Genomic DNA, 11,090 nt, shown 5'->3' with positions numbered 1-11,090 from the left:
TTAGCAGTTAGCAGTTAGCAGTTAGCAGTTAGCAGTTAGCAGTTAGCAGTTAGCAAAATTAAAAATCTTTCAATTAAAAAAAGCAGACCTGTAAGCCGGATTCTGTACTAACCGAAGTCAGTCCTTATCATTTATCTAGACCTGCAATTGCTCACAGGTTCCATCTGCCTACCCCTCAGCAACGAACGAGCCGCCCTTAACTGCTGATATACATGGCATTTCACCGCATAGAGTTTACCTGGTTTCACTACAGCCTTACCTGTACATACTTTCTGTTGCACTTGTCCTCCCTTGATTGCTCAAAGTGACGGGCATTACCCGCTATGCTGCTCTATGGTGTCCGGACTTTCCTCCCCAATAAATTGAAGCGATAAGGCGGTCTGCGGTGCAAACTTACGACAAAAAAACCGATGCCTTTTAAATATTTTAGTGATACTTTAACAATCGATTTTCGGTAAAGCAAAACATTGTGAGTAACTTTATAATTCACAATCTTTTGCAACTTAACCATGATACATACCTATAATTATGCGAGCGTTTCCATCGCTTTACAAGAACTTAAAGGATTAGGTTTTGACTTTGATTTTAATACAAATGAAGAGTTGTTCAAAGCTAATCCGCATGATTTTGAAATTGTACACATTTACCGCTACGAAGGCGATTCGAGTGCCGATGACGAAGCAACCGTTTACGGAATCAAATCTAAAGATGGAAAAAAAGGGGTTTTTGTTTCAGGTTATGCCGCCAATTCTGAAAGTGAAGCCGCCCGTTTTTTAATTGGTTTGTCTATTAAAGGAAAGAAAGGGCTTTAGGTTAGTTTCAGTCGTAGTCACAGTTTTCAGTTAAGAAATTCTATCTTTCTTCCTAACTTCTGAATTCTAAATTCTAACTTATTTTGTGAATAACTTTTCCTCAAATCCCCAAATAATCAAATAACCAAACCAACAAATCTTCTATATTTGTAATCCAATACATTTCTATGGAACAATTCATTGTATCAGCCCGTAAATACAGACCGCAAACGTTTAAAGACGTAGTCGGACAAAAGGCTATTACAAATACTTTACTGAATGCCATAGAAAACAATCACTTAGCTCAAGCCTTATTGTTTACTGGTCCTCGAGGTGTTGGAAAAACAACTTGCGCCCGAATTTTAGCCCGTAAAATCAATCAGGAAGGTTACGATGATCCGTATGAAGATTTTGCGTTTAATGTTTTTGAATTGGATGCGGCTTCCAACAACTCGGTAGATGACATTCGTAATTTGATTGATCAGGTTCGAATTCCGCCACAAACCGGAAAATACAAGGTTTATATCATTGACGAGGTTCATATGTTATCGACATCGGCTTTCAATGCCTTTTTGAAAACTTTGGAAGAACCGCCACGTCATGCTATTTTCATTTTGGCAACTACCGAAAAACACAAAATCTTACCAACGATTCTTTCAAGATGTCAAATATTTGATTTCAAGAGAATTACCGTTAAAGATGCTAAAGAACATTTAGCAGAAATCGCTAAAGAACAAGGTGTTGCATTTGAAGATGATGCTTTGCATATCATTGCTCAAAAAGCTGACGGCGCCATGCGTGATGCTTTGTCGATTTTTGACCGTGTGGTTTCATACTGCGGAAACAATTTGACGCGTCAGGCTGTCACAGAAAATCTTAATGTACTTGATTTTGAATACTATATCCGTGTAACTGATTTAATTTTAGAGAATAAAATCCCTGAATTATTATTGGCGTACAACGATATTTTAGCCAAAGGTTTCGACGGACATCATTTTGTTGCCGGATTGGCTTCGCATTTCAGAGATTTGATGGTTTGCAAAAATCCATCCACTTTGATTTTATTGGAAGCTGGTGAACAGGCACAACGTTTGTACGGTGAACAGGCACAAAAAGCTTCTCAAGAATTTTTATTACAGGGAATTGACATCGCCAATGATTGCGATTTGAAGTACAAAACTTCTCAAAATCAGCGACTTTTAGTTGAACTTTGCCTTATGCAGCTTGCCTCTATCACTTTTGATGGAGAAAAAAAAAAGCTGACAAATTTATAATCCCACCTACTTATTATCGAAATTCGGGTTATTCCATAACTGAAGTTGTTAATCCGAAACCACAAGCTGAACAAACTACTCCAGCGGAAATAATTGCAAAAGAACCAGAACCAACAGTTGTTGAAACTCCAACTATTTCTGAAACTCCGATATCTGAAGAAATTATAGAGAAACCAATTGTTCGGCCAGTTGTAAATTCAATTCCGAATTCTGATACTCCAAAAGTTTCAGCTTTGTCGTTAGCCAGTATAAAGGCAAAAAGAGAACTTGAAGCCTCACAAAAAACCAATGTAAAACATCAGGACGAACTTCCGAAAGAGGCTTTTACAGAAACCGATATGCTATTGTATTGGACACAATTCGCTGAAAAACTGAGCAATAAAGGTCAAAAAATCATGGCGACTTATATGTTGATGGACGATCCTACTTTGGATGGTTTTACAATCAAACTACAATTACCTAATGAAAGTTCCAAGGTTGATTTTGATACTAATAAACTGGAGTTACTTGGTTTTCTGCGCGGACATCTTCACAACCACGATATCAATATTGAAGTAACTGTGAATGAAGTAGTTGAAACAAAATACGCTTTCACGCCACAAGAAAAATACGAAAAGCTGAAAACAATAAACCCTGCCTTAGATATACTGAGAAAAACGTTCGATTTAGATGTTTAATTTCTGAATAAACGCTGAAACTTCCTTTAAAATCAACTCCGGATTTTCTTTATGTGGTGTATGCTGAATTTCAGGAATCACTAATTTTTCGGATTTCCCTTGGGTTTGAGTAACAATTTTACTAACTTGTTCTAAAGTTCCGTATTCGTCGGCTTCACCTTGTATTATTAATGTAGGACAAACAATCTTCGGTAAAAAATGTTCCATATTCAAGCTCCTGAAAGCATCGGTTGTCCAGGTTTCTGCCCAAGCCCAAAACATAGCTTCCGTTTTATCGCCGTGGTATTTTGCAAGCTTTTGCTTTAAATCTGTAGTTTCATATTGATGGATTGCTTCCCGAATTCCTTTCAAAGTAACTTCTTCCACAAAAACGTGAGCGCCCTCGGTAATTACGGCGGAAATTCTGTTAGGATATTTGGCTGCGGCTAATAAAGCAATCGAACCGCCATCACTGTGTCCGAATAGGATAACTTCTTTCAGATTCCAGAAATCCAACAATCCATTTAAGATATCGGCTTCAAGTTCTAAATATTCGTTGTCACGCTTAGTATAGCTGAATTCACAAGACTTTCCATAACCTTGTCTGTCGTAAATCAAAACATTACATTGGGTGAATTCACCTAACTTTTCAGGAAAATCACGCCACAATTCGATACAACCTAAAGAATCGTGAAGAAATACAATTGTTGGTCTATTCGGAAAACTATCGAATCTTTTTACAGCAATTTCTTCTAGTGGAAAGCCAAAATCAGAAACCATATTTATATTTTTCCGTAATACATCGCTTTCACAACACCGTCGGAAAGACCAATTTTCGGAACATAAATATTGCGTGCTCCGCTCCATTTCATGGCGTTAAGATAAATGCGCATAGCTGGAATGATAACGTCGGCGCGGTCGGTATTTAAAGCTAATTCGGCAATTCGTTGTTCGTAACTTAAAGCGTTTAGTTTTTGATATTCTGCATTCAAATACATGTAAGAAAGTGGTTTATCCTGAGCTTTACCGGATAATTTGAAGATTTTATTAATGTTTCCACCCGAACCGATTAACGTAATATTTTCGTAAGGTTCTGTTTGTGTCTTAATCCATTTTTCAATTTCAACCCACACAACATCGTTAACCATATTGTTCAACAAACGAACGGTTCCGTTTTTAAAGGATTTCGAAGCAATCATTTTACCTTCGGAGAACAATGAAAATTCGGTACTTCCACCTCCAACGTCTACATATAAATAGGTTGCATCAGTTTTGATAAAATGATGTAAATCTGAAGACGCAATAATTGCTGCTTCTTTTTTACCGTCGATAATATCGATTTTGATATCGGCTTTTTTCTTAATGATTTCAGTTACTTCTTTTCCGTTATAAGCCTCACGCATAGCGGAAGTAGCACATGCCATATAACGTTCTACTTTATATACTTTCATCAGCAGTTTGAAGGCTTTCATCGCGTCAATCATCCTGTCGATGTTTTCTTCGGTAATTTCCCCAACGGTAAAAGCATCTTGTCCCAAACGAATCGGAACACGAATCAAAGCACTTTTATTGAATTGCGTTTCTTTTCCTGGTTGTTCTACGATATTGGCAATAAGCAATCGCATGGCGTTGGAACCGATGTCAATTGCTGCATATTTTTTAATTGTAATCATAATGCTATTCTAAACCGATTAAACATTTTCGGCTACAACTTCCAGTTTGTCTCGGTAATAATTGTATAATTCATGCTGCGCTCTGAACATTCTCTGATCGGGCTGCTTACGGTATTTATTATCTAATTTTTCGGAATGCAATCGCGCTTTCACATTGGCCATCCATCCGATTTCGAAAGTTTCCAACATCTCTTGTTTGATATCTTCATCATAAATTGGACAGGTCACTTCTACCCTTGCATCTAAATTTCTGGTCATGAAATCTGCAGAAGAAATAAATACTTCCGGATCGCCGTTGTTTCCAAAAATGTAAACTCTGGAATGCTCTAAAAATTTATCAACAATACTAATGGCTTCAATGTTTTCACTCATACCAGGAACACCCGGAATTAACGAACATATTCCACGAACAATCAGATGAACTTTTACGCCGGCTCTACTCGCTTCGTACAATTTATCAATCATTTTGTAATCGGATAAACTGTTCATTTTTAATCGAATGTAAGCTTCACGACCTAAATTGGCGTTCATGATTTCACGGTCAATCAGTTTGATGAACTTTGAACGTGTGTAATGCGGTGAAACAATCAAATGTTTGTAGCGGTGAACTCGGTAATTCACATCAAAAAAGTCGAATATTTTGGCGGCGTCTTTTAAAACCTGCTGATGGCTTGTCAATAAAGTAACATCGGTATAAATTTTCGCAGTGGCTTCATTAAAGTTTCCTGTAGAAATAAAGCCGTAACGGAATACTTTGCCATCCTCAATTCGTTCGATTACACAAATTTTGCTGTGTACTTTTAAACCTTTTACGCCAAAAATCAGTTCGATACCTTCGGTTTGCATCATTTCGGCATAAGAAATATTACTAGCTTCGTCGAAACGTGCCTGTAATTCAATCTGAACTACAACTTTTTTACCGTTTTTCGCAGCATTAATCAACGAACTGATAATTTGTGAGTTCTTCGCTAAACGATATAATGTAATCTTAATGGATGCTACTTTCGGATCGAGTGCTGCTTCTCGTAAAAACTTAATCACATATGCAAAAGACTGATATGGCGCATTAACCATAAAATCTTTTTCCTTGATTTTCTCCAAAATACTTCCTTCCAAACTTAAACCCTGAACTGGCAACGCTGGTGGTTGTTTAGCCAACAAATCATAACGTCCCATGTTTGGAAAATCCATGTAATCGCGACGGTTATGATAACGTCCGCCAGGAATAATACTGTCTGTGGAATCAATCTGCATTTTGGTTAGGAAGAACGCCAGAGTATCTTTATCGATAGATTGGTCGTACACAAAACGAACCGGTTCTCCCATTCGTCTTTCTTTAACGCTATAGGATATTTTTTCAATCAAACTTTTACTCAAATCACTGTCGAATTCCAGCTCGGCGTCTCGGGTGATTTTTATCATGTGTGCCGAAATACTTTCGTAATCAAAGATGTTGAAAATCTGATTTAAATTATAGCGGATTACATCATCCAAAAGAATAATATACTGCTTATCAGAATTGGACGGAAGCACCACAAATCGGTTGATGGTTTTCGGAATTTCGATTACCGCATAACGCACTTCTTTTTTCTGTAAAAGTTTTGAAACAATCGTGTTGGATTCTTTCGGTTTCATGACCAGCTTAACGGCCAAATAACCTGAAGTATCTTTCAACAATGGGAATTCTTCCAAATCGTTAAGGATAATCGTAACCAATTCAGGCCCAACTTTCTGAATGAAATAATCGTGAAGAAAATTTTGCTGTTCTTTATTAATCTGATTCTCGTTGATGATGAAAACATTCTCTTTTTCAAGTTGTTTCTCAATCACACTTAAAATGCGTAAACTCTCTGACTGTTGCTCGATTACGATTTCGGTGATTTCTTTTAATAATTGTTCGGCTGTAATTCCGCCCAATAGCTTTTCACCCGAAATTCCTTCGGCATTCATACGGCGAATCGCAGCATAACGAACTCTAAAAAATTCATCAAGATTGTTGGAAAAAATTCCTAAAAAACGAAGTCTGTCTAACAACGGAACGCTCTCATCGGCAGCTTCCTGAAGTACTCTTGCATTAAAGGTTAACCAGCTTTTTTCTCTATCTATATAACGGTTTTGTGGTGTATTCATGATTTTAAATGACTCGGGAAAACGGCATCTTTTATTTTCCCTTTACGTATTGCGCTCCAATCGTTCTCTTCAAATGTTAACGAAACAACACCCGATGTGGGCACATTGTCTATATAACGGTCTCCAAATTTATTAACAAAATCGGTTATGGCGCCATTATGTCCGAAAAGAATTAAACTATCGTATTTGTTCTCGCAATTCTTAATGGCCTGCTCTAACCCTTTTTCATCAAATGTATACAAATCATCCTTATAAATAATGGTTTCCAACGGAATTGCCAAATTTTGTGCATAAATCATAGCAGTTTCTTTTGCTCTTCGTGCCGGACTGCTCCAGACTATGAATGTTTTAGGCAGATAACTGTCGATATGATGCGAGGTTATATGAGCATCTCCTATACCTCTTTTTGACAACGGGCGATCAATATCATTTAACGGAATATCCCAATTCGATTTGGCATGACGGATTAAAACTAAATTTTTCATAACCTAAGGATTTTGTTTTATAAAGTAAGTCAAAAAAAACCACAAATACCAGAGAATATTTGTCAAATAATTGTTAATTCAAAGAGAAAAATTACAATTTCATCGAAAATAACTGTCATTTTCACATACTTGAGATTTTTATTAGATAATTTAGCTCATGTAAGATACCGAGATTGAATTGAAACTGAACGACTTAAATACCACAGCAAAGTTGTACAGTTTTGAATCTTCAGGTTTGTCAGTTCTTGGTAAACTTTCTTATTCTTTCCAATTACACTTTATATCCAGATGGTAATAACCATCAAAACTGCTTTCTGTTAATTCATTTTCAGAAAGTTACTGTGTTTCATTAAAAATTACAGCTTATGAATAAAGTGTTACTCAAATCAGCTATTTGTGCTTTTCTTCTGTTTCTCGTGGGAAATGTCTCTGCACAAAATTTTTACTCTTACGAACAAATAATTCAAGGCTCGTCAGTTCGATCCGCTAACAATTTTGACCTTGTAAGGGTTAAAAAACTAATCACAGAACTACATCCAAAACTCTACTTGGTTAACAACAATGTTTTAAACACATCTGTTACCAACAGTTATTTTGCAGACATTGATGTAGCTTCTCTCGGAATGTTACAAAATCAGCAAAACAACGCTGGTTTTGAAATCATTAAAATCAATGTGAAAAATTCTGATAATTTCAACATTGATTTATCACAGCTACGCCAAACCTATACAGGATTAAAATATGTATATGTTTCCTGCAATTTTGTATGCGATATAAATTATATAATAAATTTCTTCAGTAACAATGACCCGGAAATTCTGATAATATATTCAGCTTCTAATCCAATCTAGAATTCTCTAATATTAAAGATTAACGTTATGCAAAACTCAAATAACATACTCAAAAATACTTTAGAAAAAGCTGTTTGGAAACTGGTACTACTTTTTACTCTTTTAGGGTATTTTACAGTTGAAGCGCAGATTCGCGTTCCGTTTACACAGCGTACTTCAGTTTATAGTCCGACTAAAAAGATTTACAATATTAAAGGGGATTTTACCATGATTGGTAACACGAACCTTACGCTTGTAAATTATGGACAGGAAACAGCTAATAGTAACAATGACATGCGATATGTTGATATTGACGGAGATGCTTCTACATGGAATTCATCTTCATCAAATTTAACATTCTCAACTGAAAACGGTGCTCAACCAAGCTGTTCTAATATCATTTATGCCGGACTTTACTGGACTGGTAGAGCTTCAAACGGAAGTTCAAGTCCAACAACTTTTACGGTTGATCGCGACGTTCAGGGAACACAAAGTGTAAACAACAATCAAACAGTTGGTCATAGTGATGATATCACTTACACACAATATGATATGACTGTAACCCGTCAAGGTTCTAACGGAAGTTATTATGTTCGCTACGAATTTGATGGCAATGGTGATACCTATCAGTTTGAATTTTTAAACAGTTCACAATACATTCGTTACAGAATAAACGGTGGAAGTTGGATAATCCCTACAGGGCAATTAGTTTCAAATTCTGGTAATAACAGAACTGTTTCATTTGATCCTGTTACCATTTATTCTCAAGTTGGTGGAGTAACTTTAACTGTAAACCAGCTGCAACGAGACTCTAGAATGACCAGAAGCACAAGTCAATATGAAAGTTCTTCATTTGCTTATGTTAATGTTTCCGGGTTAATACCAACTACAGTAACAGAATCAAAAACCTTTGATAAAAGAGTTGTTTCGCTTAAAGGACCAGGAGCCGCCTCTTATACTCAGGTAACTGCTGATAACGACGACATTTACTTTCCTACGAATGATGACGGATTTATGTACTCTGCCTATGCAGAAGTTACTGACTACGTAAGAACTCACGGCTTAGGAAATTATTTTGTTGGTGATATCGCCGTAGTTGAAGGTAATGGTGGATCTACCGGTTATTACGGTGGTTGGGGACTAATTGTTGTGTATGAAAATTCCAAAATGAAATGGCGAGATGTTACAATTTTTGACGGACACGCTTACGTTCAAGGAAACACCACTACTAGCTTTGATTTGCCAGTTACCGGTTTCAATACTGTTCAAACTGGTGCCGTTAATATGAAACTTGGATTAATGGCTGGAGAAGGTGATCGAGGTATCTCAGGAGATTATTTTCAGATTCAAAAAGTAAGTGACAGTAACTGGCTGAATTTAAATCACTCCGGAAATACAACAGGAAACTTCTTCAATTCATCCATTGAAACCGGTGGCAATACAAGAAATCCAAACATCGTAAACAATACCGGATTAGATGTCAGTATGTTCAATATTCCAAATCCGGGTAATACTGTAATGGCCAACAATCAGACCAGTACAACTTTTAGATATGGATCAACTCAGGACACCTATGTAATCTTTACTGTTGCTATGGCGGTCGATGCTTATATTCCTGATGCCGAAGGAGTTTCTTCCGTAGTAACAATTAACGGTTTACCTGCCGGGTCAGGTCCTTATGCGGCGCAACCTGGACAGGAAGTTGAATTTTCAATTAAAGTATATAATGAAGGAACTGAACCAATTAATAATGCGAGAGTTTCTATTCCAATACCATATTCTGCCTCTTATGTTCCAGGAAGTGCTTCAAGAAGTATTTTCTTTGCACCGCTTCCCTCTCCAAACAGTTTAACATTCGATCCTACCGGAAACGGAACTATTAATTGGGATATTGGAACACTTCCAGTTCCTGCAAGTCCAACAGTTTTACTTGGAGAACTATCATTTAAAATTAAAATTACTGAAGACTGTCGCATTCTCTCCAATCCAAATTGTACCGTAAATTCAACAATTTTCGGATACATGTATGGTGTTGGTGCAGTAACAGGAATTCCAATTGATACCAAACCATTTATTCAGGGTTATACAACATCAGGAACTTGTCAAGGTGAGCCAATTACAAGTCCATTAACTGTTAATATTGAAGCCCAAGACTATATCAATCAAAATTGTCAGAACACTTCAAATACAATAGCTTTTACATTTTGTAGTGGCGTCGCTTCAATTCCTCTAAGTCAGATTAGTGGTGCTTTTCCTCCAGGAACTTTGTTCTATACACAATATCCTCAAGTAGGAGCTCCGTTAACACAGTTTCCCGGAACATTAGGAACAACAACTTACTATGCTATTCCTCCGGGAGCAAATGGTTGCTACTTTATCTTCACAATTACTTTAATTGAAAATCCAAGTGTTTTAGAACCAATTGATTATCAGATTGAAGGTTGTAGCGTAGCTTCCATTACTGGCTTACCTTATAGTGAAACTCCTGTAAGCATAACATTAGCTCAGTTTTTAGCAGCTGGTGGAACAGCTTCTAACCAAAGTATTGCCTATACAATTACCTATTCTGATACACAAGCGGGTACTTGTCCTACAATTGTTACAAGAATTTTCAATGTAACTACACCATGTGGAAGTCCTCAACAATTAACTCAATTAATTACAATTGATGATACTGTTGCTCCAGTTGCTCCAGTTGCTCCGGCTGATGTAACTGTAGCGTGTTCTTCTGAAGTGCCTGCAGCTGCAACTCTAACCGCAACTGACAATTGTGGTGGAACAATTACTGGAGTTGCAAACGATGTAATTACTGCAGGAAGCTGTCCGAACTCGTTCTCTGTGCTACGTACTTGGACGTTCACTGATGCCTGTGGAAATGCTTCTACTGTTTCACAAACTATCAATGTAAACGATACTGTGCCACCTGTAGCTCCGGCTGCTCCGGCTAATCTAACTTTAGCTTGTGCTTCTGAAGTACCTGCAGCTGCAACTTTAACTGCAACTGATAACTGTGGCGGAACAATCACTGGTGTATCAAACGATATGATTACTGCGGGAAGCTGTCCGAACTCGTTCTCTGTGCTACGTACTTGGACGTTCACCGATGCGTGTGGAAATGCTTCTACTGTTTCGCAAACTATCAACGTAAATGATACTGTGCCACCTGTAGCTCCGGCTGCTCCGGCTAATCTAACTCTAGCTTGTGCTTCTGAAGTACCTGCAGCTGCAACTTTAACTGCAACTGATAACTG

At 37.2% G+C, this 11,090-nt stretch carries 8 protein-coding genes, 1 other RNA gene and 1 pseudogene; 5 read left to right on the top strand and 5 right to left on the bottom strand.

All coding sequences use genetic code 11. The features are described 5' to 3' along the window. Positions 1 to 75 precede the first annotated feature (75 nt). Positions 76 to 387, bottom strand: an RNA gene (rnpB, locus tag RUH60_RS11000) — RNase P RNA component class A. Positions 388 to 509: 122 nt separating this feature from the next. Between rnpB and RUH60_RS10995 the strand changes: the two genes are divergently transcribed. From RUH60_RS10995 to RUH60_RS10985, 3 genes are all read left to right on the top strand, one after another. Beyond that, the gene (locus tag RUH60_RS10995) at positions 510 to 812 is read left to right on the top strand and encodes a hypothetical protein (RefSeq protein WP_313808266.1); all 303 of its coding nucleotides are present in this window, start codon (positions 510 to 512) and stop codon (positions 810 to 812) included. A 167-nt stretch (positions 813 to 979) separates the two neighbouring features. Further along, positions 980 to 2,065 (top strand): DNA polymerase III subunit gamma/tau, encoded by a 1,086-nt coding sequence (gene dnaX, locus RUH60_RS10990; protein WP_313808265.1) that lies wholly within the window; start codon positions 980 to 982, stop codon positions 2,063 to 2,065. A gap of 233 nt (positions 2,066 to 2,298) precedes the next feature. Next, positions 2,299 to 2,742, top strand: coding sequence for a hypothetical protein (locus RUH60_RS10985; RefSeq protein ID WP_313808264.1), 444 nt, complete (start codon positions 2,299 to 2,301; stop codon positions 2,740 to 2,742). On the opposite strand, the gene RUH60_RS10980 is transcribed toward RUH60_RS10985, so the two are convergent. The 4 genes from RUH60_RS10980 to RUH60_RS10965 are packed head-to-tail and all read right to left on the bottom strand — an operon-like array spanning position 2,731 to position 7,009. Continuing rightward, complete coding sequence (locus RUH60_RS10980) at positions 2,731 to 3,501, bottom strand: alpha/beta hydrolase (RefSeq protein WP_313808262.1); 771 nt, start codon at positions 3,499 to 3,501, stop codon at positions 2,731 to 2,733. The genes RUH60_RS10985 and RUH60_RS10980 overlap by 12 nt on opposite strands. A 2-nt stretch (positions 3,502 to 3,503) precedes the next feature. Then, complete coding sequence (locus RUH60_RS10975; protein WP_313808260.1) at positions 3,504 to 4,394, bottom strand: exopolyphosphatase; 891 nt, start codon at positions 4,392 to 4,394, stop codon at positions 3,504 to 3,506. Positions 4,395 to 4,412: 18 nt separating this feature from the next. Further along, on the bottom strand, positions 4,413 to 6,524 hold the full coding sequence (gene ppk1 / locus RUH60_RS10970) for a polyphosphate kinase 1 (RefSeq protein WP_313808258.1): 2,112 nt from the start codon (positions 6,522 to 6,524) through the stop codon (positions 4,413 to 4,415). Then, entirely contained in the window at positions 6,521 to 7,009 is a 489-nt protein-coding gene (locus RUH60_RS10965; RefSeq protein ID WP_313808256.1) for a phosphoglycerate mutase family protein, read from the bottom strand. Before RUH60_RS10965 ends, ppk1 begins: the two co-directional genes overlap by 4 nt. A gap of 365 nt (positions 7,010 to 7,374) precedes the next feature. Between RUH60_RS10965 and RUH60_RS10960 the strand changes: the two genes are divergently transcribed. Together RUH60_RS10960 and RUH60_RS10955 are read left to right on the top strand one after the other, a co-directional pair. Beyond that, the gene (locus RUH60_RS10960) at positions 7,375 to 7,860 is read left to right on the top strand and encodes a hypothetical protein (protein ID WP_313808254.1); all 486 of its coding nucleotides are present in this window, start codon (positions 7,375 to 7,377) and stop codon (positions 7,858 to 7,860) included. A 27-nt stretch (positions 7,861 to 7,887) separates the two neighbouring features. Next, a pseudogene (locus RUH60_RS10955) lies at positions 7,888 to 11,090 on the top strand (hypothetical protein); the annotation flags it as partial.

The sequence above is a fragment of the Flavobacterium sp. genome, from assembly GCF_032153895.1.
Lineage (GTDB): Bacteria > Bacteroidota > Bacteroidia > Flavobacteriales > Flavobacteriaceae > Flavobacterium.
The sequence above is the reverse complement of the archived record's forward strand: the minus strand, read 5'-3'. Positions and strand labels throughout refer to the sequence as shown.